This window comes from Polynucleobacter sp. es-MAR-4, from assembly GCF_018882055.1.
Lineage (GTDB): Bacteria > Pseudomonadota > Gammaproteobacteria > Burkholderiales > Burkholderiaceae > Polynucleobacter.
This window is the reverse complement of sequence record NZ_JACVPF010000001.1, coordinates 170,239-191,586: the sequence shown is the minus strand read 5'-3', so window position 1 is coordinate 191,586 and position 21,348 is coordinate 170,239. Positions and strand designations below refer to the sequence as shown.

Below are 21,348 nucleotides of genomic sequence, written 5' to 3'. Positions count from 1 at the left end.
AATCCTTAACTAAAGAATTCTTTTGCTAGAGCAACTTGTTCTGACTTCACAAAAGCAGGTGCATGCCCTACCCCTGGTATTTCAATACTCCGAATGTAAGGATTAACCTTACACATCTCCGCTACTGTTTTCGCTGAGAGTAAATCCGATTCACCACCTCGCACGATCAGCATGGGTATGTGAATTTGTTTGAAGGCATGCCACATCGCCAACTCTCCAGCCTTAGCCATAATTGGATTGACTGATGCAAACGGTACAGATATATCTGGGTCATAGTGCATTACCCACAGCCCATCTTTTTGCATAAGCATTGGACCGTTATAAATTTCCCACTCTTCTGGCGTATGACTACCAAATGATGCGCAGATTTCATTAAGGCGCTGCAAAGCATCTGAGCGATTAGCAAAGCTAAAGGGTTGGCCAACGTACGAACCTAAACGTTTAATTGCCTCAGGCTCAATCCGTGGACCCACATCATTAATCAGCATGCGGCGAATCGGATTATTTGGCATTGAGGCATAGACCATCCCAATCAGACCGCCCATCGATGTTCCAAACCAATCCACCTGTGAAACACCAAGCTGCTTAATTAAACTTGCCATATCTGCAACGTATTGAGGCACGGCATAGAGCATTGGGTTCTTCAAGCGATCAGAGTCACCTCTTCCGACTACATCAGGACAGACAACGTAGTAGTCGTTACTCATCGCCTCAGCAAGGGTTTTGAAATCACTACCTCTGCGAGTCAAGCCATGGACGCAAACTAATACCTTAGGATTATTCGGATTGCCCCAGGCGTGATAAGCCATACGATGTGGGCCGTCAGGACTGGTGCAAGTAACGTAGAAGGTATCACCATGATGAGTCACATTTGGCTTCTTAACCTCTTCATTGAGGTGTTCATCGTGAGTATGCTCATCCACCATCCCCGCCACCTCTGGCTGCAGAGTCACATGATCAATACCATGCTTATCTAGGAGCATCGTATTGATGCGCGCCATAATGTCTGGCCACTCCGCAATATTTTCAATTTCAATATGGCCAATCAAGGCTGGGAAGCTAGGTGTCATTTCCCAGACGTGTAAATCGTGAACAGCTAATACACCAGGAACTTTTTTAAGGTCGCTACCCACTTGTAGGTAATCAATATGCAAAGGCACTCCCTCCATCAAGAAGTGATAGGACTCACGCAAGATGGAAACGGTAGACTTCAAGATCAGAAGCGAAACCAAAATAGAGAGGATTGCATCAATCGGCATCCAGCCAGTTAACTGAATCACCACACCAGCAATTAAGGCGGCAATAGAGCCCAATAGATCACCCATCACATGAACCAATGCGGCACGAGTATTCACGCTCTTCTTGTCACGCGACAACACCCAAGCCACAACAATATTCATTACCAGACCAATGGCCGCAACCACAGTAACGGTTAAGCCATCGACCTTATGTGGATCATAGAAGCGACTAATAGCCTCCACCATGATCCAGACTACTAGGGCCAACATCGCAATGCTATTAACAAATGCTGCTAGGGCTTCAGCCCTACCGAACCCAAAAGAATGTTTAGGTGATGGAGGTCGACGAGAAATAATTTGCGCCAGTAATGCAAGACCAAGGGCTGCTGCATCGGTCACCATATGACCAGCATCAGAAATCAAAGCTAAGGAATTGGCAAAATAGGCTGCCGCACCTTCAACCCCAGAAAAACCTAAAGTCAGAACTAAAGCAATGAGAAGAAGGTTTTGATTGGATACCTGCTTGGCGTGGGAATGCTTAGCATCACCCTGCTTGTGTGCATGAAGCGAATGATCTACAGCACTCATAAAAGACTCTTTAGAAATAGAAATGGGGTCATTGACCCCATTATTTCACTATCTAGTCGAAAAGGTTAGAAACCCGTTGTATCTACCGGAGCGCCTGTTTTAGATAGCACTTCTTCTTTAGTCACACCAGGAGCCAACTCTACCAACTTTAAGCCCTTAGGCGTGATATCCAGCACGCAAAGGTCAGTAATGATGCGGCTAATAACACCCACACCAGTTAATGGCAATGTGCACTTAGGCAAGATCTTGATCTCTTCTGTGCCATCTTTTTTCTTGGCAACGTGCTCCATCAGAACAACCACATGCTTTACACCAGCGACCAAATCCATGGCGCCGCCCATACCCTTCACCATCTTGCCCGGGATCATCCAATTAGCCAAGTCGCCATGTTCACTCACCTGCATTGCGCCCAAAATGGCAATGTTAATTTTTCCACCACGAATCATTCCAAATGAATCCGCAGATGAAAAGATTGAAGAGCCTGGCAAAGTAGTAATGGTTTGCTTGCCCGCATTAATTAAATCGGCATCAATTGTTGCTTCGGTTGGGAACGGTCCAATACCCAATAAACCATTTTCAGACTGGAGCCACACTTCCATTCCTTCTGGAACGTGGTTAGCCACTAGGGTTGGCATGCCAATACCCAAATTGACGTAGTAACCATCCTTTAATTCTTTAGCGGCACGTGCCGCCATTTCATCTCTATTCCAAGGCATATCGATTTTCCTAAGTATTCTGTACTGTTTTTATATGGCGGGTATGGGATCAGGCTGCAGACAAAGTGCGTTGCTCAATACGCTTCTCGGGCGTAGTGTTGAGCACTAAGCGATGCACATAGATGCCTGGTGTGTGAATCTCATCTGGATCCAATTCACCGTTCTCTACAATCTCTTCCACTTCGGCAACGGTGATCTTGCCAGCCATTGCGACTACTGGATTGAAGTTACGTGCCGTATAGCGATAAACCAAGTTACCAGACTTATCAGCCTTCCACGCTTTCACGAGAGAGATGTCAGAAACAATTGAACGCTCCATGATGTAGCGCTCACCGTCGAATTCTTTTTCTTCTTTACCTTCGGCAACTAATGTACCTACACCTGTTTTGGTATAGAAAGCAGGAATGCCGCAACCACCTGCGCGCAACTTTTCTGCCAAGGTTCCTTGCGGAGTAAATTCCAACTCAAGTTCACCAGCCAAAAACTGACGCTCAAATTCTTTGTTCTCACCCACATAGGATGCAACCATCTTTTTTACTTGTCTTGAGTTCAGTAGCAAACCCAAACCAAAACCATCTACCCCGGCGTTATTAGCAATTGCCGTCAGATTCTGCGCACCAAGATCTTTCACCGCTTGAATCAAGGCCTCAGGAATGCCACATAAACCAAAACCGCCAACAGCAAGCTTCTGGCCATCCTTCAAGATATCCCGCAGGGCATCGACAGCTGATGGGTAAGTTTTATTCATAAATTCGTCCTAATATTGCCAAAAAGGGTAAAAAAGTAATCATAACGCTTTAACCTCCCAAGCCCATTAGCATTGAGCACCAAACTGGTTTTTATGGCTTAGAACTAAACTATAGGAGTGATTTAAGGCTACAGAAACAGTAGAAATACTAAAAATGCTGAAAATCCCTTGAGCACCCTATTGATAAGTACTGCCGGAGAAATGAAATGACTGCCCAGGAATTACTCGAACAGTTTGGACCAAGAGAGTCTATGGACTATGACCTAGTCATCGTCGGAGGTGGTCCAGCAGGTCTATCCGCAGCGATTAAAGCAAAACAGCTTGCAACTGAATCAGGCAAAGAAATCAGTGTCTGCGTTTTGGAAAAAGGATCGGAGATTGGCGCACATATCCTTTCTGGCGCAGTTATGGATCCTAAGGCTCTCACTGAGCTGTTCCCCAACTGGAAGGAGCTGGGTGCACCACTAGATACTGAAGTGACTCAAGACCAGTTTTTATTTTTAACAAAAGAGAATTCGTTTCAAGTTCCAAATTGGATGCTGCCCCATTGCTTTAAGAATGAGGGTAACTATATCGTCAGCCTAGCTAATGTGACTCGCTGGCTTGGTCAGCAAGCCGAGAATCTCGGCGTTGAAATATTTCCTGGATTTCCAGCTGCAGAAATTCTATATAACGACCAAGGCGCAGTTTGTGGCGTCATTACTGGCGCAATGGGTCTGGATAAAGATGGTCAACCTACCGATCAATTTCAACTCGGCATGGAGTTGCGTGCTAAGTACACCCTGTTCGCCGAGGGTTCACGCGGTCACTTAGGCAAACAACTGATTGCTAAGTTTTCTTTAGATAAAGATGTTGACCCACAAAGCTACGGTATTGGCATTAAAGAGTTATGGGAAGTAGAACCCTCCAAGAGCAAGCCTGGATTGGTAGTTCATACCGCAGGCTGGCCCTTAGAGAGCGATACCTATGGCGGCTCATTCTTGTACCACTTAGGCGATAACAAAGTTGCAGTAGGTCTGGTAGTAGGCCTTTCATATAAGAACCCCTACCTCTCTCCTTTTGAAGAATTTCAGCGCTATAAGTTGCATCCAAAGATTCGCGAAACCTTTGAAGGCGGCAAACGTCTTGCCTACGGCGCTCGAGCACTCACAGCTGGCGGCTTAAATAGCTTACCTAAGACTGTTTTCCCTGGCGGCGCATTGATTGGTTGTGATGCTGGTTTCCTAAATGCATCACGCATTAAAGGAAGTCATGCGGCCATTAAGACGGGCATGCTTGCCGCTGAAGCTGCGGTAGCTGCGCTTGCTGAGAATCGCTCTGCTGATGTATTGGCTGCCTATCCAAGCGCCTTTAAAAATAGCTGGCTACATACCGAGCTCAGTCAAGCACGCAACTTTAAGCCATGGATGTCTAAAGGACTGTATCTCGGAACCCTGATGGTTGGTTTAGAGCAAAAGCTTCTGGGCGGCAACATGCCTTGGACTATTCATTTAAAGCATGCTGATCATGAATGCTTAGAGCCGGCAGCACAGCATCAGCCGATTGACTACCCAAAGCCGGATGGCAAGATAACTTTTGATCGACTCTCATCCGTATTTATTTCCAATACGAATCATGCTGAGAATCAACCAATTCACCTCACTTTAAAAGATACATCAGTACCGGTGAACCTGAATCTCAAGACTTATGCAGGTCCAGAACAACGTTACTGCCCTGCTGGAGTTTATGAATACGTAGAAAAAGATGGGCAGCCTCAGTTGCAAATCAATTCGCAAAACTGTGTCCACTGCAAAACTTGTGACATCAAGGATCCAAGCCAAAACATTATTTGGATTACCCCAGAAGGTGGTGGTGGCCCTAACTACGGATCAATGTAAAGGCAATCGCGTTCATTATCTAGCTGGGTAGCGACGGGGACGTAGCTTCCCAATCGCCATACCCGCTAGACCGCAGGCTAAAGCAGCCATCACAAACACATTGCGCGGCTGGGAAGCCTCCCAGAGCCAGCCCGCAACCAAGCCACCTAGCGTTCCACCCAGGCCATAAGATACCGTTGCCATTAAGGCCTGCCCTCGCGCTTGCAATGGTCCAGTAAACCAGCGTTGCAATAGCTTGGTGGCTGCACTATGGTGGGCGCCAAATGTACCTGCATGCATGAGCTGAGCCAGAATCAGCACCCAAGTAACAGGGAAAAATGCAATTAAGATAAATCGAAATACGCCTATACCAAAAGCAATTTGCAAAACGACTTCAGGATCCAATCGACTTAGCACTTTACTTTGGTAATAAAAGAAGATCACTTCAGCCGCTACGCCTAGCGCCCAGAACAAACCAATCTGGAATTTGTCGTAGCCCAGATTGGCTAGGTAGAGTGAATAGAACACATACAAAGCCGCATGTGCAAAGATCATAAAAAATCCGGAGAGCAAGAACCAACGCACATCCGGATTAAACAAAACAATCAGGAGCTCCCCCTTGACCATCTTGCGACGTTCCATTTTGGGTTCATGCAAACGAAAGGTAACCAGCGCCAAGAAGGTCAGAATCACTGCGCCAACTATGGGATATAGCTCAATGCCTTTGCGCTGAAATAACTCCCCAGCAAATAAGACCATTGCGATAAAACCGATTGAGCCCCATAAACGTAAACGACCATAACGCTTATCAAAAGAATTATCTTTAAATAAGGCATGTACTGTGGCTGACTCACCCAAGGGCATCAAGCTACTAAGAATGGTGTGCAGTACAAACATCCAAATAAAGAATGCAATATAACTTTGGAGAAAAAAGATGCATAAGAAAGTAACTGCCGCTAAGCAAGCGCAGAAACGAATAATGCCAATGCGATCAGATAGGTAGTCAGATAACCAGCCCCATGAGAATGGTCCGACTATGCGTGTAATTTGTAGCATGGACATCAAGACTGCGATCTCGATAACGCTAAAACCTCGATCGAGAAAAAAGAGGCTTGCGTATGGTGAAACTAAGCCAACGTAAGCGAAATATAAAAAGAAAAAGGACCCGAAGGCCCAACGCACTGAAGGTGTCATTTTCTTTTTCTTAAATTAATCTGTTACTGAACCAGGACGCGCTGCAGGTATTGGCGGAATGGCATGCTTCACATCACCACACTGAGCACGATGACGCAAAGCATGATCAATCAACACTAAAGCTAGCAACGCTTCAGCTATAGGGGTTGCACGAATACCAACACAAGGGTCATGACGACCTTTGGTTTGCACTGTAATTGGTTTACCGTCTAAATCAACCGACTGTTTTGGACTCAGGATGCTTGAGGTTGGCTTGATAGCAATCGATACGCGCAAATCTTGACCGGTGCTAATACCGCCTAAGGTGCCGCCACTATGGTTGCTAGCAAAACCATCGGGATGAAGCTCATCACCATGCTCACTGCCACGTTGCGCCACTGATTTAAAGCCAGCACCAATCTCTACACCCTTGACCGCATTAATGCCCATCATGGCATGTGCAATATCCGCATCCAACTTATCAAATAAAGGTTCGCCCAATCCAATAGGAACATTGCGCGCCCGCACCTCAATCTTTGCACCACAAGAATCCCCTGCTTTGCGCAGCGCATCCATATAGGCCTCTAACTGGGGAACGATATCGGCATTGGCAGCAAAGAATGGGTTGCTCTCAATGAGCGCCGCATCTTGAAACGGAATTTCGATTTCACCGAGCTGGCTCATGTAGCCGTAAAACTCAGTCCCATATTGCTCTTTGAGCCACTTCTTGGCAATCGCCGCTGCAGCTACGACAGGCGCAGTCAATCTTGCTGAAGAACGGCCACCACCGCGAGGATCACGCAAACCATACTTGTAGTGATAAGCGTAGTCAGCATGGCCAGGTCTAAATGTTTGCAGGATGTTGCCGTAATCTTGGCTACGTTGGTCTGTATTGCGTATGAGTAGACCAATTGGCGCACCAGTTGTTTTGCCCTCGTAAACGCCAGACAGAATCTCAACCCGATCGGCTTCTTGACGCTGAGTCACATGACGCGAAGTTCCTGGCTTGCGGCGATCTAAATCAATCTGCAAATCTGCTTCGCAAAGAGACATACCCGGAGGGCAGCCGTCAACAACAGCGCCGATCGCGGGACCATGGGATTCACCAAAAGTGGTGACAGTAAAAAGGAGGCCTAATGTATTTCCTGACATATCGACATTATGTCATTTGTCAGGGCTATCAGGCTAGGCCGCTTAAGGGGGTGCCTTTTCAGCCTCTTCTGGCCAATCGCGGATATAAGCCTTGAGCATCGTGTTCTCAAAGTCCTGGGCCTCAACTACTGATTTGGCCACATCATAGAAAGAAATCACGCCCATCAACATTTTTTGATCAATCACTGGCAGATAGCGGGCATGTTCAACCAGCATCATCCGACGAACCTCATCAATCTCAGTTTCCATATTGCAAGTGAGCGGCTTGGCATTCATAACGCTTTGAACCTTAAGGTCATCTAATTTGCCATGGTGTTTAGCCAATGCAGCAATCACCTCGCGGAAAGTCAGAATACCTACGAGCTTGTCGTACTCCATTACTACTAAGGAGCCAATGTCATGCTCGCTCATCACCAAGACGGCAGTTTGCAAAGCAGTGTCCGGCGCCACTGTAAATAGTGTGCTGCCCTTTACGCGCAATATGTCACAAACCTTCATTTGGTCTCCAGCAATAAGTTCTTATAAGGACAATATATTCTCAAGCCCCAAGGGAATCAAGAGTCAATTAAGACATTTCAGTAACGAATAACCCTAACTACCCCACTCCGAATATCCGGCAGGTTCGCAACCAGGACGGCGCCAGCCAAGGTAATCCACCATGTGAGGTAGATCCAAATAAGCGCCAGAGGGAAAATAGCAAAGGCGCCATAAACGGTTTTATAAAAGGCTACGTTAGTCAAAAAGAGGCCGAAGCCAAACTTCATTAACTCAAAAGTTAATGCGGCAAAGAAGGCACCACTCAAAGCATCGCGCCACTGAATTTGGGCGTACGGAAGAATTTTGTAAGCCACCGAGAATACCGACATGGCCAACAGTACCGGTACCACTGTTGCAAACAAGCCTAAGCCAAAGCTCAAGGCCTCTGTCCAGCCTTCTGCCGCACTAAACAACAGACCACTCAAGTAAGTTCCAATACCCAGCAGAATGGGGCCCAGGATAGTTGCAGCAGAGTAGATCGCAACCTTCTTCAGAATAGGTCGACTTTGGGTAACGCGAAAGATCTGATTGAAGGCGCTCTCAATCACTGCCATGGTCATAATCGTAGTGATCACAAGACCAGCCAAACCAATCAAGGTTAGACCTTTAGCTTGGGTTGAAAATTGATCGAGGTAATTAAAGACCTGCTGATTTAATCCACCGGGCATATAGGTATCAAGCAGCCAAGCCTGGACGGCATACTTAATCCGCACCACGCTGGGTAGGTAACCAATCAAAATGGAGGCTACGGTCAACATCGGGACCAAGGCAAGCGTAGTCGTAAAGGCCAAACTAGCCGCTACTTGCTTGAGATTTTGACCGCGATTGCGCTCCCAGATCTCTTTTCCAAGAGAGAGCCATAATTGAGGATTCTGAATGAGGCGCATCGCCCATATCATAAGAGATAAGAGAAGAATATGAGCCAATCTGACATTTTAGTTTTGTACTACTCACGCTACGGCGCAACACGTGACTTAGCGCGCCTGATTGCCGAAGGTATTGAAAGCGTCTCTGGCGTTAACGCCAGACTACGAACCGTCCCTGCAATTTCCACTGTTTGTGAATCCACAGAGGCTGCAGTCCCAGCGGATGGCGCCCCCTATGTTGAGTATTCAGACTTAAAAGAATGTATAGGCCTTGCTCTAGGATCCCCTACTCGCTTTGGCAATATGGCCGCACCCATGAAATACTTTTGGGATGGCAGCTCCTCAGAGTGGATGAATGGCGCGCTCATTGGTAAACCGGCTTGCGTTTTTACCAGTACTGGCAGTTTGCATGGTGGCCAAGAAGCCACCCTCCTCACCATGATGATTCCCCTGATTCATCATGGCATGATGATTATGGGCATTCCGTATAGCGAACCTGATCTGATGAGCACTTCAACTGGCGGCAGCCCTTACGGCGTCACCCACCTCGCTCATGCAGATGGCCGAGCCCCCATTAGCGCGGAAGAGCAACGCCTGGCCATTGCCCAGGGCAAACGATTAGCACTAACAGCACTCAAACTTATTTAAGGTAACTCATGCTCAAAAGCTGGCTCTCCAAAAATCCCTATCAGCTGATTGCTACCGCAGCTTTTGTAGATCTATTTATTCTGTGTATTGCTTGGGAATGGTTTATCTCACCCCTCAGACCTGGGGGCTCTTGGCTTATTTTGAAAGCCATCCCTCTGTTATTTGCCATTCCAGGCCTATGGAGAGGAAATGTTTACACCATGCAATGGGCTTCCATGCTGGTCTTGCTCTATATCACCGAGGGATTGGTCCGCATTCTGGAAACGGGGGCCAATTTCTGGATGGCTGCCCTAGAAACCGCCCTAGGTACCGTTGCCTTTGTTTGCCTACTTATCTACCTCAAACCCATCAAAGCGCGGGCTAAAGCAGCTAAAAAGGAACTGGCTGAGCTTGAAAAACAAGCTTAAAAGCTAGAAAAGCATCGATTTAAGTATTTTTTGCTGTTTTCTTCAAAAATATTACATATTCCTGTCATCTCAGCCACTTTTCCATGCGTTGTATGGTCATGGAGGTGACAAATATGTCAACAAGACTCAAACGTTGGGCCCGTGCAATTCAACAGATCGACTTGTCCAAAAGGACGCCTGAAGACGCTATTGGCTATTTAGATAGCAAATACCGCGATATCGCCTGGCGTTACATTCGTATTTTGGGCTTTGAGCGCACCATCAGTTTTATGGCAAGTAATAACTTCCACCCGGAATAATTCCGCTAAGCCCATAGGCACCCAATCACCCCAGATGAGGTAACTGTCTGGGGTTTTGTGTTTCTGGGGATTTGAAAACCCAAAAAGCCAGCAATAAAAAGGCGAAGCCGGCACATGAGCCAGAGAACAAAAATGCATAACTGGGGTTAAATGATTCATAAAGCCAGCCAAATATCAGAGATGCTGGCAATAACATCAAACCAGAAATCAGATTGAACCAACCAAAAGCAGTGCCTGTCATGCCCCTGGGAGCAAGGTCGGCTACTAGCGCCTTCTCGACACCTTCAGTCGCAGCCTTAAATAATCCATAGATAGCAAATAGGCCAAAGAGCATCCACAAAGAGATTCCAGCAAAACTCATGGCGATGTAGAAAAAGGCAAAAGCACACCAAGCAATCAGGATAAAGTTCTTGCGACTAAATCTGTCTGATAGCGCTGATAGCGGCGTTCCAAAAACAGTAGTGATTAAGGAGATGGCAGCCCAAAGCAGAGGAATCTGCTCTTGAGGGACGCCCAGCTCTCTAGCCCTGAGTAATAGGAACATATCAGATGAATTGGCTAGAGCAAAAATTCCAGCAACCAAAATGTAGCGTTTAAATTGCGGCGACAAGCCTTCCAGCGACCATGAGAATGGCTGCACAATCACCCTTTCTCTAGGCGACTCCCTCAGACATAGAGCTAAGCCAACAGTGATGACACCAGGAATGGTGGCCCAAAGAAAAATATCTCGCAATGGAATGTGGATGGAAAGCAAAAAAGCTGCAATTAGTGGGCCTAATACCGCACCCGCATTATCCATCGATCGATGCAAGCCAAACGTTAGCCCACGTTGATTTGGTGGGACAGTATCAGCTAATAGGGCATCACGTGGGGAGGTCCTTAAACCCTTACCCAATCGATCGGCAAAACGAATACAGAGCACCCAAGTCCAAGAGCTGGCAATAGCAACTAAAGGTCTACCCAAACCAGCCAACAAATATCCAATCACAATCCAAGGCTTGGTTTTTTTAGTGCGGTCCACAATCACACCCGAAACCAATTTAAAGATGCTGGAGCTAGCCTCGGCGACCCCCTCAATCAGACCGAGCGCTTTTGGCCCTGCCATTAGCACAGTTGCAAGATATAGCGGCATCAAGGGATAAAGCATGTCACTTGCCGCATCATTCACAAAACTAATCAGGCCAATCAGCCATACAGTTCGCGGAAGAGAAAATAAAGTCTTGAACATACCGTCTCAATGTAGCACCAAATTAAATATGGCTTCGACTGTCACAATCGCTTGAAAGTGAACTCAATAGAACGTAGGATCGAGAGGTAGGCATCAGCCGATTACATGAATTAAACAACAAGCACTCTCTTTAAAGGAATACATCATGAGTCAGAAAAAAATAGTTAAGCAATTGTTGAAAAAACTAGACAAGCTCGAAGCTGAAAGAGAGAAGTTAATCGACAAGTTGGCAAAAGCATTGGATAAGCTAGAGAAAAAGACTCCAGCTAAAAAAGTACCCGCAAAAAAAGCTGCTGCGAAAAAAACTCCAGCTAAAAAAGTAGCAGCGAAGAAAGCACCGGCAAAGAAAGTTGTTGCTAAAAAGGCCCCTGCAAAAAAGGCGGCTGTAAAAAGAGCTCCGGCTAAAAAAGTTACTCCTGCAACAAATACTCAATAATCATTGAGTGATTCCTAAAGGCTGCCCGTGAGTAAATCACTGATTTCCGAAGATACTTACGAGGCAGACTTACGACTACTTCAGATTGAATTGGTCAAACTACAGCGCCACATTATTCAAAAAGGTAAACGTCTCTTAGTTATCTTTGAAGGGCGTGATGCTGCGGGCAAAGATGGAAGTATTAAAAGCGTTACTGAAAATTTAAGCCCTAGAGATACGAAAGTAGTTGCGCTAGCCGCCCCCTCCTCGCTTGAAGAGCGCGAGTGGTACTTTCAGCGCTATGTTGCGCAACTCCCATCAACTGGTGAAACTGTCCTTTTTAATCGCAGTTGGTACAACCGGGCCGGCGTTGAAAAAGTCATGGGCTTTTGCACTGATGATCAATACAAATTGTTCATGGCAACAGTAAATGACTTCGAGTCTCTACTTGTAAGATCCAATATTCAAATAATCAAGTACTACCTAGATATCTCCAAGGAAGAGCAAGCCAAAAGACTTAAAGAACGAGAAAAAGATCCTTTGAAGCAGTGGAAGATTAGTCCTATTGACCAGAAGGCGCAGAAGATGTGGAATGCGTACTCTAAGGCCAGAGATAAAATGCTTGAGCAAACTAGCTCATCAGATGCACCGTGGACTGTCATTAGCGCAAACGACAAAAAAATTGCGCATCTCAATCTAATTGCTGACCTATTGTCACGCGTCGATTATCCAAATAAGGATAAGAAAATCCTCAAGATCGACCCTAATATTGTCCTGGGGTGTCCTACGAATTCTAAAAAGCTACCGAAACTTTCCAAATAAATTAGCGATCTGCCATCTTTTCGATCTCAGCAACAGTGACATACCCCTTACCCTGTGCATCAATCCTGCTGAAATGATCATAGATCCGAGGCATGCAACCTTTAGCCTCATCGCGAGTTAGCTTGCCATCTCGATTGACATCGCATTTCGCAAAGCGTTCTTGAATTTCTTTATTGCGTGAGGCGTCATCAGCGCGCACGGGAGTTGCTGCAAGCATGAATGCTGCCGCGCCGATGAGGCCTAAACCAGAAATAAAAACTCTCATAAAGGATTCTTATTTAGCAGCAGTGGCTCTTGGGTCGGCAGAAGTTTCCATCGCTACCTTAACCACCTTCTTAGCCATAGCTACAAAAGATTCAACTGAGCCACCACCAGTGCGGAAAGATTCACCCTGAATTGTTACCAAGCCTTCACCAATCACTTCTTTAGTTTGGCTGTCAGTAATCTTACTCTCTACTAACATAGCAGGAGTTTTGGAGTTCACGCCACCAGCATAAGCAGCTGCATTCATTGCCAAACCAATCGGCGTGAAATTCCATGGCTGCAAGCTATCAGTAGAACTCTCTGCGCCAGTAATACCAACGGAGATACGAGCTACGCCAGGGCCTGGCTTACTAACAATCTTGATGCTACCGCGACTATTCACCGCATTGACCATTGAATCCTGCAACGCCACTTTAGCTTGGTTAATTACTTCCGGAGAAATTGTTTTAGTTGCATTTTGATTCAAATAAATTGGATCCAAAATTACCGCTGTGTATGTACCGGGATTTACACCTGCCTTACGATATCGCCAAATGCGAGTATCCGGGTCATTGGTAGCCATCGGGACCAGAACAGAGTAATCAGGCAAGAAGCCAGACTTTGGCATTGGCTGGCTTGCTAATTTAGGAGTATTGCTACAAGCAGCCAATAAAGTAGCTACAGAAATTGCTGCTACCAATGCGCCTAATTTATTCATTTTTAGATCCAGTGAGTGAATTGATTTGTGTTAGCTCTTGAGCTATTTTTATCAGATCATACGCTCATTGCAGAGTGCACTTCAATCCCAACCTATGGAGCTGGGCAAGGCATCAAGCTACCTGACTTTTGGTGAAGTTGTGGCTTGCACCCAACTGGTGCAACAGTAGTTTTTGGCGTTGGTATTGTGATTGGTGTTGGTGCCGACGTTGCCGTTACTGTAGCCAACTGCCCCTCTGTGACTGGACTCACTTTTGGTGAAGTTGTATTTAGAGCGGGGATAGATTTATAGAACTCCTTATCCGTGCCAGGACATGGCATCAAAGCTCCAGTTTTGGGATTCGTGACCGACTTGCATTGGGGGTCAGCCTGCAGTCTTGCCTCAAGCTTATCAACGGTACAGGCACTCATCAAGGACACGGCAGAAGATAGAGCTAGGACATTCAAGAGATGGTTCATTTTCATGCAAACTATTCTAGGCTAAACAGCAGAGCATGAATAGTGGCAATATATGGAATCCATCGAATACAACATCACCATAGGAGCTCAATATGAATCAGGAAGCATTTGAAAAAGGCTTAAAAACACGTCGAGAAGTACTGGGGGCTGAGTATGTTGATAACGCCATCAAAAATGCTGATGCATTCAATATGCCGATGCAGGAATTGGTAACCGAATATTGTTGGAATGGAATTTGGAACCGCCCTGGCCTAGACCGCAGAACCAGAAGCATCATCAACCTGTCCATGATCACCGCTTTAAATCGCCCACATGAACTCAAGCTTCATGTCCGAGGCGCCATCAACAATGGACTGAGCAAAGAAGATATTCAAGAGGTATTTTTGCAGGCTGCGATTTACTGCGGAGTGCCTGCGGCAATTGATAGCTTTCGTTGCGCCAAGGAAGTATTCAAAGAGATGGGAATTTGATCGAATTCATAGCTTGAGCATGTAAATGCTAATGAAAAAGTTATCGAACTCAAGTTGGATATAAATTGCTGGACCAAGAATTACCAATTGGCTGACTTGGTTTAGCTATTTACTCAAGGTCATCCGATGCTCTATGCCAAAAGGGCTAACTTCAATAAAAATAGAATTGGAGTTATACCTAAGAAATAAACTCGTGGTAATACTGGATGCCCAAGTGTATTAGCTCCAACAAGATAATTGCTACCAAGAAGCGGAACGTCCAAACCTTAGCCAAGGGATTCAATGATAGCTTCGCACCCAGGAATGCCCCCACGATACTGCCAAGCGCCATAACACCACCAACCTCCCAATTTACCTCACCCTTGATTGAAAATGAGACCAAAGCAATCATTGAGGTTATTAGGATTGCTAAATTCTTATAAGCATTTGCTTTTACTAAAGGGAGATGGATGAATGCAATTAAAGCCAACAACATATAAGTTGCACCATCCAGGACAATCAGACCCAACCAAAAACCTACTGCCATCAAAATAAAAAACTCAAAATACCTGAACCGCACACCCTCCTCAAACTCCTTTTCAATCACCCTCTTCAGACCAGAAAAAATTAACAGAAATGCGCATAGCACGGCGATAGTAATGAGGAGCTTTACATCATTTTCAGGCATATATTCAGCAAGCGCTGCGCCCGCAATACTACCAACAGCTGTTGGGGTAAGCACTTTCAATGCCAACTTCCAATCAATGATGCCGGCCCGCAAAAACGTGATTGATGCAATTAGCGCCCCAATCACAACTGGAACACGATTGGTTGCGTTTGCCATAGATGGGGCAAAACCCATAAAAATTAATAAAGGAAGAGTTACTGCTGAACCGCTTGAGGCCACTGTATTCAGGAAGCCACAAATTAACCCAGCACCGATGGCTAGGAAAAGCTCTATTGGCATTAAACGCCTAATCTATTTGATGAACCAGAGTCTACTCTTAACTAATGCGATGTGAGTGATTAATTGGAGTGGTCAGCACCTGAGTAAGGTGGCCTGCCCAGCACGATTCGAACGTGCGACCTACGCCTTAGAAGGGCGTTGCTCTATCCAGCTGAGCTATAGGCAGTGTGTACTGGGACTGAAATTCGTAAAACAAAGAGAAAGTGGTCGGAGTACAAGGATTCGAACCTTGGACCCCCTGCTCCCAAAGCAGGTGCGCTACCAGGCTGCGCTACACTCCGACGGAATCGATATTCTACACCGAGATGGCCTAGGAGGGCAAATACTGTAAGATTCGGGGCATGGAAGCCTTATTTTTAAGCAGATTGAACAAGCAATTCCGGGGATGGATCGCCCTGAGCTTTTTGCTTGCCAGCTTAATAGGTACACACTGGATTGGCTTTGCGCACAGCATTGCTCACTCCGGAATACACCACCAAAACATCGAACTGAGTTGCGTAGATCAAGCCCCTACCCTCGGTCATAGCAGCGCAAGCTGTCATCTACTAGACGCACTCACGCTTGCAGGTTTCGTTGCCTCAACACCTAACCTATTTATTGGCACCAACTTCTTTCATGAAGCACAACTGGTATCCAATGAATCTCCTCCAGCCCGAACGCATATTGGGCTGTATCAATCCAGAGCCCCACCTAGCTTCATTCTATAAATCGCCTAATACGCCAGACTAAATTGTTTGGCCTCTAGATATATTGCGCCAATAAACATATTGCGCGCATTTGGAATGAAGGAAATACTATGTATCAAATCGATAAGCCATTGGCTAAGCACAAGCTGATTTACGTTTTAGTCTTAGGATTCATTAGTACTACCGCTCTTGCGCAAACTCAGCCGTCTCTCGAAATTACGGCAACCGGATCACAAGAAGCAACGCAAAGCATTTTGACGCCGACCAAGATTTTGCAAGGTGATGAGCTATTAAACAAGCTAGGCACAACATTGGGTGCAACACTGGCTAATGAGCTAGGCGTATCCGCAACGGGTTATGGCGCAGGATCATCGCGTCCAGTAATTCGTGGTCTGGAAGGCTCACGTGTTCAGATTTTGCAGAATGGTTTATCTGTTGGTGATGTCTCCAACATCTCACAAGATCATGCGGTTGGTAACAATATGCAAAATACCCATCAAGTCGAGATCTTGCGCGGCGCAGCCGCCCTTCTATATGGGTCAGGCTCAAGCGGCGGACTCGTCAACGTGGTCAATGATCGCATCCTTACCAACTTGCCCGATAGACCCACAGGGGCTGTTAATACAAGCTATGAAACCGTCAATAACGGTAGAGCTGGAGCCCTAGAAGTAGATGGCGCTTTTGGCTCTGTTGCGGTTCACGTAGATACAGCGATTAATAATGCCAATGACTACACCATCCCAGGTAACTCTACGCAATCTCAAGGTGAGCCAGCTGGTGGCTGGACTGTGCCTCCTGGCGGTAATGGAGGCAATAACTACACCGGGAAGTTACCTAATACTTTTAGCAATCAAAATAATTTAGGTGTTGGTGTTTCTTATATTGGTCAGAACGGTTACACCGGCGTTTCTGTTGAGCGCTTAAATAATAATTACGGCATCCCAACGCCTGAAGGCGGATCCATTAATCAGTCGCAGAATCGCTATGACCTGCAACACCAAACTCGCGATCCATTTTCAGGCCTCTCTTCTTTTAAATTTAGTGCGGCGAATTCCAACTACAACCATACTGAATTTACCAACACCGGTGAAGCAGCATCTTTATGGAAGAACATAGCTAATGAGGCGCGCTTTGAGCTTGCCCACAACCCATTAGCTGGCTGGAAAGGTACTTTCGGAGCTCAAGTCTCCGCAGCTTCTCTCAATGCCACTGAAATTGGCACAGGTAGTTACGCAATTGTTCCGCCTACCAAAACCAATTCCAATGCCCTATTCTGGATTGAAGAAGGTAAGTGGAATTCTCTCCAAGGAAATCTGGGGCTACGTTACAACAATGTTGCGCAAAAACCCAATCTTGGCACACAGCTAGAAGGTCAAGAGATGGCGAACTCTGCTGGCGATATTGTTGGGCCCACACCCAGCATCACCTTGCAAGATCGAACATTTAATTTAGCGTCTTATTCTGCTGGTGGTTTGTGGAACTTCATGCAGGGTCATGGCGCAGGCATTGCGTATACGGTCTCGCAGCGCGCTCCAAGCGCTCAGGAACTCTACTCTTATGGCGCTCATGAATCCACCGCTACATTTGATATCGGCAACCCCAATCTGAATAAAGAAACTTCGCATAACCTCGAGTTCAATATTCAAAAGACGAGCGGCTTATTGCGTGGAAAAGCGAGTGTCTATGCGAACCGCTTTAATAACTATATCTATGGATATTACACGGGTGAATCCGTTCCCGATGCGGAAGACTTTTCAGTGGTAGTTGCACAACAAGCGGCAGCTACCATCAAGGGTGTTGAAGGTGAGCTTACCTATAACTGGAGGCAACATGGCGTTGGTGGGCGTGTATTTGGGGATGCCTCTCAGGGTACTTTTGATGCAGGCGGAAACTTACCGCTTCAACCGGCTCCACGCTTAGGCGCAGAACTTGCTCACCAACGAAATGGTTGGCTGACTAACGCAACTTATATTTATAGCTATCAACAAAATAAATTAGCGGCTTGGGAGCAAGGTCCAGCGCCAAGTTACAACCTCTTAAATGCAGGGATCTCTTACACAGAAAAAATTAAGGATGTGAATTGGACTGTGTATATGAATCTAAAGAACTTGCTCAACGAGCAAATTCGGTATGCAACTACTCCGATGGCAGTCAGGCTATATGCACCCCAACCAGGAAGAAGTTTGATGGTGGGCCTACGAGGAACCTTCTAAGTTTTTAGCTAGTTCAAATACTTCATCAGCAATGCTCCAAATCCTCCAGAACCGAGAATAATCCACACCGGATTAACCTTGGTTCTAAGGATGAGGAAAAAAGTAGCCAAGCTAAGAACCAGGGTTAGCGGACTAATGATCGACGCCTTACCCACAGCAAAAACTCCGGATGTCATTAAACCAATTGAAATTGGCTCCAATGCATTTTGAACAGTTCTGCGCCAAGGGCTTTCACCAAATTTATTCCACAATCGGCCAATGTAAAAACAGAGAATGCTCGACGGCAAAAAGAAGGAGAGCAAAACTACGCCAGCGCCAATCAGGCCAGCCAACTGATAGCCAATAACCAACACCATCAGCATATTTGGGCCAGGCGCTAGCTGGCCAAAGCTATAAATATGAACAAATTGAGTATGGTCTATGCCAAATTGGTGAGATAGCAAAGATTGCATCTCTGGTAACACAGCAGTTCCACCTCCCACAGCTAACAATGAGAGTAGCGCAAAACTTAGAGCAAGATGAATTAATAGACTCATGCGCCCTTACCTGGTCGATACAGATATATCGAAATTGGTGCCATGATGAGTAATACGATAGGCAGCGACAATTTTGCAATACTCATTAAAGCAAAAGTGGCGACAATAACTAACACTGACTTTAGATGTCGCCAATTGCCATCACCGATCCGGTAGGTTATTGCGGCCAAAAGTCCACTTGCAGCCGCGGCAATTCCCACTAAGACTAAATTTGCCATGGGATGATCAGCGGCATTGGCATAAAGAACCCCCATGGCTAATACGAATATGCTGCCTGGCAGGATCAAGCCAATAGTAGCAACAATAGCGCCTATAGCCCCACGAAGGTGATCACCTGCTAGGACCGCCAGATTGACTGAATTGAGCCCAGGCATGGTTTGACTAATAGCCAAGTAAGCCATGAACTCATCCGGGGATAACCATTTACGCTTCTCAACCAGCAAAATACGTTCATAGGCAATAATTCCACCGCCAAAGCTAACTGCCCCAATCACCAGAAATTGAACAAATAAATCGCTCAGCCTTGGAAACTGGGCTTTAGCAATAGCACTATCGGAGGCCAGACTCACTCCGGCTTTCCATAAATTAAAGCTGTTTTAGTGCTACCAATCTCCAGCCAATCAGCAAGTTCAATTTGCAGTTTTTTGAAAAACTTATCAGCGCGTTTGTGGGCTTTTGCTTGAGCACGATTCTCATCGTTTACCCGATAAGAAAAAGCAAGCTCCCCAACTATAGGATCCCCCACACTCTTCATCCAAATCGCAATGTCGCAATGAGCCTGCACTCCATCGCCAAAAACTAAATTGCCTAAAGGTAGGCAGGCCTCTAAGATTTTATTGGTGCTTCCTCCGACAATACGTAGCGGTAGCTTTTTATCGATTGGTAGAGTAATTAAGCCTGGGAAGAATTTCATGGCACTACTTAACGACCTGTCAAACAAGCTATCAATCGGAATAGCATCCAAAATTGCATTATTCGAATAAATTGATCTTTTCGTTCCAATACCATCTCCGCGCAAAATCTCCTCTTTTAATCGCAACCTAGATTTAATATTCTTTTTTGGTTTGGGGTCAAATTTTGATGATTCACTGAGGTCATGTGCGCGGCACTTGAGAGTCACTTCACAAAAATCATCAACCCAAACATTTTGACGGGATTCCCGCACTCGCAAAATAATGTTATTGCGACGAAAATCCTCTGAAGGCGTATCGTAGAAGTAAATATTGCGCAGGCCGGTGCTGGCATTGTCGAGGTGAAAAAACTCAACCTTACTCTTCTTGCAGAATTTCAGAATCTGATCGCTTAAAGCAGTAATTCGGCTACGACGATCTAAGCCCTTTGGCTTAATGAGGAGCTTAAACTCCCGATTTGTAATTAAAGCATCTGACTTCATATGGTTAACCTCTCAATGATTGAAAAGAGGTTAACACTTTCTAGCGCAAATCAGTAGATCTCTGGAACGTACATATCTTTGGGGACTGGGCCACGAAGGTAGTCTGGATTGTGGACACGTGCAGGAAGAGTAATTTCTGGATGCTCAATTTCTTGATAAGGGATTTGATTTAGCAAATGCGCGATGCAATTAAGTCGCGCTTTTTTCTTATCATTTGCCGCAACGATCCACCACGGCGCCTCAGGAATATTTGTGCGCTCCAGCATGGTCTCTTTTGCCTTGGTGTAGGCTTCCCAGTGACGGCGAGCATCCAAGTCCATTGGACTTAGCTTCCACTGCTTTAAGGGGTCATGAATACGCATCATGAATCTGTCATACTGCTCATCATCGGAAATAGAGAACCAGTACTTTATCAAGATGACTCCCGAGCGGATGATCATGCGCTCAAACTCGGGTACCGTACGAAGAAATTCCTCGTACTCATCATCAGTACAAAAGCCCATTACTTTTTCAACACCGGCGCGGTTGTACCAGCTGCGGTCAAATAAGACGATCTCGCCACCAGCAGGCAGGTTGGATACATAGCGCTGAAAGTACCACTGCGTTTTTTCACGCTCACTTGGGGCTGTCAGTGCGACCACTTTACAAACTCGTGGATTAAGACGTTGAGTGATTCGCTTAATAGCACCACCCTTACCAGCAGAATCTCGACCCTCAAACAAGACAGCTACCTTCAGCTTATTTTCAACTACCCAATCTTGGAGTTTTACCAATTCACCTTGAAGGCGAAATAATTCTTTAAAATAGACATTGCGAGGAATGATGGAGCCACTTCCACCGTCCGGGGATAGCCGGTCATCATCAAGCTCCATTTCGAGCTCTTCATCCATACTGTCTAAAATTTCTTCCTGAGCGCGCTTGTACCACTCAGCCATATCTTTGTGTTTTGAGGTCATATCTATTCCTGATGCATTGATTCCTTTGTATCCCAA

The 21,348-nt window shown here is 45.9% G+C and carries 25 protein-coding genes and 2 tRNA genes; 8 read left to right on the top strand and 19 right to left on the bottom strand.

The window, feature by feature from the left end; all coding sequences use genetic code 11:
- Window positions 1-5: 5 nt before the first annotated feature.
- The 3 genes from ICN16_RS09920 to ICN16_RS00900 form a co-directional block, all read right to left on the bottom strand.
- Window positions 6-1,826: an alpha/beta fold hydrolase gene (locus ICN16_RS09920; RefSeq protein ID WP_216133187.1), complete on the bottom strand. Its 1,821-nt coding sequence runs from the start codon at window positions 1,824-1,826 to the stop codon at window positions 6-8.
- A 65-nt stretch (window positions 1,827-1,891) separates the two neighbouring features.
- A complete protein-coding gene (locus ICN16_RS00905) occupies window positions 1,892-2,542 on the bottom strand; it encodes a CoA transferase subunit B (protein WP_216133186.1) in 651 nt (216 codons plus the stop codon).
- A gap of 49 nt (window positions 2,543-2,591) precedes the next feature.
- Window positions 2,592-3,290, bottom strand: coding sequence for a CoA transferase subunit A (locus ICN16_RS00900; protein WP_216133185.1), 699 nt, complete (start codon window positions 3,288-3,290; stop codon window positions 2,592-2,594).
- A 206-nt stretch (window positions 3,291-3,496) separates the two neighbouring features.
- On the opposite strand from ICN16_RS00900, the gene ICN16_RS00895 reads away from it, so the two are divergent.
- Window positions 3,497-5,167, top strand: a complete 1,671-nt coding sequence (locus ICN16_RS00895) for an electron transfer flavoprotein-ubiquinone oxidoreductase (RefSeq protein WP_216133184.1) — start codon at window positions 3,497-3,499, stop codon at window positions 5,165-5,167.
- 15 nt (window positions 5,168-5,182) lie between these two features.
- Here the strand turns inward: ICN16_RS00895 and ICN16_RS00890 are convergent, their stop codons facing one another.
- From ICN16_RS00890 to ICN16_RS00875, 4 genes are all read right to left on the bottom strand, one after another.
- Window positions 5,183-6,340, bottom strand: a complete 1,158-nt coding sequence (locus ICN16_RS00890; RefSeq protein ID WP_216133183.1) for an MFS transporter — start codon at window positions 6,338-6,340, stop codon at window positions 5,183-5,185.
- 15 nt (window positions 6,341-6,355) lie between these two features.
- Window positions 6,356-7,471, bottom strand: a complete 1,116-nt coding sequence (gene aroC / locus ICN16_RS00885) for a chorismate synthase (RefSeq protein ID WP_216133182.1) — start codon at window positions 7,469-7,471, stop codon at window positions 6,356-6,358.
- Window positions 7,472-7,513: 42 nt separating this feature from the next.
- Window positions 7,514-7,969 (bottom strand): CBS domain-containing protein, encoded by a 456-nt coding sequence (locus tag ICN16_RS00880; RefSeq protein WP_216133181.1) that lies wholly within the window; start codon window positions 7,967-7,969, stop codon window positions 7,514-7,516.
- Window positions 7,970-8,046: 77 nt separating this feature from the next.
- Complete coding sequence (locus ICN16_RS00875) at window positions 8,047-8,895, bottom strand: YhjD/YihY/BrkB family envelope integrity protein (protein ID WP_216133180.1); 849 nt, start codon at window positions 8,893-8,895, stop codon at window positions 8,047-8,049.
- A 30-nt stretch (window positions 8,896-8,925) separates the two neighbouring features.
- Here ICN16_RS00875 and wrbA point away from each other — a divergent pair, with 30 nt between their 5' ends.
- The 3 genes from wrbA (at window position 8,926) to ICN16_RS00860 (ending at window position 10,228) form a co-directional block, all read left to right on the top strand.
- Window positions 8,926-9,522, top strand: a complete 597-nt coding sequence (gene wrbA, locus ICN16_RS00870) for an NAD(P)H:quinone oxidoreductase (RefSeq protein ID WP_216133179.1) — start codon at window positions 8,926-8,928, stop codon at window positions 9,520-9,522.
- An 8-nt stretch (window positions 9,523-9,530) separates the two neighbouring features.
- Complete coding sequence (locus ICN16_RS00865) at window positions 9,531-9,929, top strand: DUF2069 domain-containing protein (protein ID WP_216133178.1); 399 nt, start codon at window positions 9,531-9,533, stop codon at window positions 9,927-9,929.
- A 113-nt stretch (window positions 9,930-10,042) separates the two neighbouring features.
- Entirely contained in the window at window positions 10,043-10,228 is a 186-nt protein-coding gene (locus tag ICN16_RS00860) for a hypothetical protein (protein WP_216133177.1), read from the top strand.
- Window positions 10,229-10,253: 25 nt separating this feature from the next.
- On the opposite strand, the gene ICN16_RS00855 is transcribed toward ICN16_RS00860, so the two are convergent.
- Window positions 10,254-11,456, bottom strand: coding sequence for an MFS transporter (locus ICN16_RS00855; protein ID WP_216133176.1), 1,203 nt, complete (start codon window positions 11,454-11,456; stop codon window positions 10,254-10,256).
- Between the two features lie 145 nt (window positions 11,457-11,601).
- On the opposite strand from ICN16_RS00855, the gene ICN16_RS00850 reads away from it, so the two are divergent.
- Window positions 11,602-11,892, top strand: a complete 291-nt coding sequence (locus ICN16_RS00850) for a serine/threonine protein kinase (protein ID WP_216133175.1) — start codon at window positions 11,602-11,604, stop codon at window positions 11,890-11,892.
- A gap of 27 nt (window positions 11,893-11,919) precedes the next feature.
- Window positions 11,920-12,693: a polyphosphate kinase 2 gene (gene ppk2 / locus ICN16_RS00845; protein WP_370625591.1), complete on the top strand. Its 774-nt coding sequence runs from the start codon at window positions 11,920-11,922 to the stop codon at window positions 12,691-12,693.
- Between the two features lies 1 nt (window position 12,694).
- On the opposite strand, the gene ICN16_RS00840 is transcribed toward ppk2 (ICN16_RS00845), so the two are convergent.
- From ICN16_RS00840 to ICN16_RS00830, 3 genes are all read right to left on the bottom strand, one after another.
- On the bottom strand, window positions 12,695-12,958 hold the full coding sequence (locus ICN16_RS00840; protein ID WP_216133174.1) for a hypothetical protein: 264 nt from the start codon (window positions 12,956-12,958) through the stop codon (window positions 12,695-12,697).
- A 9-nt stretch (window positions 12,959-12,967) separates the two neighbouring features.
- A complete protein-coding gene (locus ICN16_RS00835; RefSeq protein WP_216133173.1) occupies window positions 12,968-13,654 on the bottom strand; it encodes a DUF3313 domain-containing protein in 687 nt (228 codons plus the stop codon).
- 92 nt (window positions 13,655-13,746) lie between these two features.
- Entirely contained in the window at window positions 13,747-14,118 is a 372-nt protein-coding gene (locus ICN16_RS00830) for a hypothetical protein (protein WP_216133172.1), read from the bottom strand.
- Window positions 14,119-14,204: 86 nt separating this feature from the next.
- Between ICN16_RS00830 and pcaC the strand changes: the two genes are divergently transcribed.
- On the top strand, window positions 14,205-14,582 hold the full coding sequence (gene pcaC / locus ICN16_RS00825) for a 4-carboxymuconolactone decarboxylase (protein WP_216133171.1): 378 nt from the start codon (window positions 14,205-14,207) through the stop codon (window positions 14,580-14,582).
- Between the two features lie 178 nt (window positions 14,583-14,760).
- Here the strand turns inward: pcaC and ICN16_RS00820 are convergent, their stop codons facing one another.
- The 4 genes from ICN16_RS00820 to ICN16_RS09830 form a co-directional block, all read right to left on the bottom strand.
- Entirely contained in the window at window positions 14,761-15,528 is a 768-nt protein-coding gene (locus ICN16_RS00820; RefSeq protein ID WP_216133170.1) for a sulfite exporter TauE/SafE family protein, read from the bottom strand.
- An 89-nt stretch (window positions 15,529-15,617) separates the two neighbouring features.
- Window positions 15,618-15,694, bottom strand: a tRNA-Arg gene (locus ICN16_RS00815).
- Window positions 15,695-15,732: 38 nt separating this feature from the next.
- Window positions 15,733-15,809: transfer RNA gene (locus ICN16_RS00810), tRNA-Pro, on the bottom strand.
- Window positions 15,810-15,944: 135 nt separating this feature from the next.
- Window positions 15,945-16,070, bottom strand: coding sequence for a hypothetical protein (locus tag ICN16_RS09830; protein WP_255533547.1), 126 nt, complete (start codon window positions 16,068-16,070; stop codon window positions 15,945-15,947).
- 254 nt (window positions 16,071-16,324) lie between these two features.
- Between ICN16_RS09830 and ICN16_RS00805 the strand changes: the two genes are divergently transcribed.
- On the top strand, window positions 16,325-18,427 hold the full coding sequence (locus ICN16_RS00805) for a TonB-dependent receptor (protein WP_216133169.1): 2,103 nt from the start codon (window positions 16,325-16,327) through the stop codon (window positions 18,425-18,427).
- Between the two features lie 8 nt (window positions 18,428-18,435).
- Here the strand turns inward: ICN16_RS00805 and ICN16_RS00800 are convergent, their stop codons facing one another.
- The 4 genes from ICN16_RS00800 to ppk2 (ICN16_RS00785) form a co-directional block, all read right to left on the bottom strand.
- Window positions 18,436-18,963, bottom strand: a complete 528-nt coding sequence (locus ICN16_RS00800; RefSeq protein ID WP_216133168.1) for a chromate transporter — start codon at window positions 18,961-18,963, stop codon at window positions 18,436-18,438.
- A complete protein-coding gene (locus ICN16_RS00795; protein WP_216133167.1) occupies window positions 18,960-19,532 on the bottom strand; it encodes a chromate transporter in 573 nt (190 codons plus the stop codon). Before ICN16_RS00795 ends, ICN16_RS00800 begins: the two co-directional genes overlap by 4 nt.
- Complete coding sequence (locus ICN16_RS00790) at window positions 19,529-20,128, bottom strand: hypothetical protein (RefSeq protein ID WP_216133166.1); 600 nt, start codon at window positions 20,126-20,128, stop codon at window positions 19,529-19,531. The genes ICN16_RS00795 and ICN16_RS00790 overlap by 4 nt, the downstream gene beginning before the upstream one ends.
- A gap of 278 nt (window positions 20,129-20,406) precedes the next feature.
- Window positions 20,407-21,312 (bottom strand): polyphosphate kinase 2, encoded by a 906-nt coding sequence (ppk2, locus tag ICN16_RS00785; protein ID WP_216133165.1) that lies wholly within the window; start codon window positions 21,310-21,312, stop codon window positions 20,407-20,409.
- Window positions 21,313-21,348 lie beyond the last annotated feature (36 nt).

Coding starts and splice junctions, on each gene's coding strand:
- ICN16_RS09920 (WP_216133187.1), bottom strand. CDS start 1,826: ATGAGTGCTGTAGATCATTCGCTTCATGCACACAAGCAGGGTGATGCT.
- ICN16_RS00905 (WP_216133186.1), bottom strand. CDS start 2,542: ATGCCTTGGAATAGAGATGAAATGGCGGCACGTGCCGCTAAAGAATTA.
- ICN16_RS00900 (WP_216133185.1), bottom strand. CDS start 3,290: ATGAATAAAACTTACCCATCAGCTGTCGATGCCCTGCGGGATATCTTG.
- ICN16_RS00895 (WP_216133184.1), top strand. CDS start 3,497: ATGACTGCCCAGGAATTACTCGAACAGTTTGGACCAAGAGAGTCTATG.
- ICN16_RS00890 (WP_216133183.1), bottom strand. CDS start 6,340: ATGACACCTTCAGTGCGTTGGGCCTTCGGGTCCTTTTTCTTTTTATAT.
- aroC (WP_216133182.1), bottom strand. CDS start 7,471: ATGTCAGGAAATACATTAGGCCTCCTTTTTACTGTCACCACTTTTGGT.
- ICN16_RS00880 (WP_216133181.1), bottom strand. CDS start 7,969: ATGAAGGTTTGTGACATATTGCGCGTAAAGGGCAGCACACTATTTACA.
- ICN16_RS00875 (WP_216133180.1), bottom strand. CDS start 8,895: ATGCGCCTCATTCAGAATCCTCAATTATGGCTCTCTCTTGGAAAAGAG.
- wrbA (WP_216133179.1), top strand. CDS start 8,926: ATGAGCCAATCTGACATTTTAGTTTTGTACTACTCACGCTACGGCGCA.
- ICN16_RS00865 (WP_216133178.1), top strand. CDS start 9,531: ATGCTCAAAAGCTGGCTCTCCAAAAATCCCTATCAGCTGATTGCTACC.
- ICN16_RS00860 (WP_216133177.1), top strand. CDS start 10,043: ATGTCAACAAGACTCAAACGTTGGGCCCGTGCAATTCAACAGATCGAC.
- ICN16_RS00855 (WP_216133176.1), bottom strand. CDS start 11,456: ATGTTCAAGACTTTATTTTCTCTTCCGCGAACTGTATGGCTGATTGGC.
- ICN16_RS00850 (WP_216133175.1), top strand. CDS start 11,602: ATGAGTCAGAAAAAAATAGTTAAGCAATTGTTGAAAAAACTAGACAAG.
- ICN16_RS00840 (WP_216133174.1), bottom strand. CDS start 12,958: ATGAGAGTTTTTATTTCTGGTTTAGGCCTCATCGGCGCGGCAGCATTC.
- ICN16_RS00835 (WP_216133173.1), bottom strand. CDS start 13,654: ATGAATAAATTAGGCGCATTGGTAGCAGCAATTTCTGTAGCTACTTTA.
- ICN16_RS00830 (WP_216133172.1), bottom strand. CDS start 14,118: ATGAAAATGAACCATCTCTTGAATGTCCTAGCTCTATCTTCTGCCGTG.
- pcaC (WP_216133171.1), top strand. CDS start 14,205: ATGAATCAGGAAGCATTTGAAAAAGGCTTAAAAACACGTCGAGAAGTA.
- ICN16_RS00820 (WP_216133170.1), bottom strand. CDS start 15,528: ATGCCAATAGAGCTTTTCCTAGCCATCGGTGCTGGGTTAATTTGTGGC.
- ICN16_RS09830 (WP_255533547.1), bottom strand. CDS start 16,070: ATGACAGCTTGCGCTGCTATGACCGAGGGTAGGGGCTTGATCTACGCA.
- ICN16_RS00805 (WP_216133169.1), top strand. CDS start 16,325: ATGTATCAAATCGATAAGCCATTGGCTAAGCACAAGCTGATTTACGTT.
- ICN16_RS00800 (WP_216133168.1), bottom strand. CDS start 18,963: ATGAGTCTATTAATTCATCTTGCTCTAAGTTTTGCGCTACTCTCATTG.
- ppk2 (WP_216133165.1), bottom strand. CDS start 21,312: ATGACCTCAAAACACAAAGATATGGCTGAGTGGTACAAGCGCGCTCAG.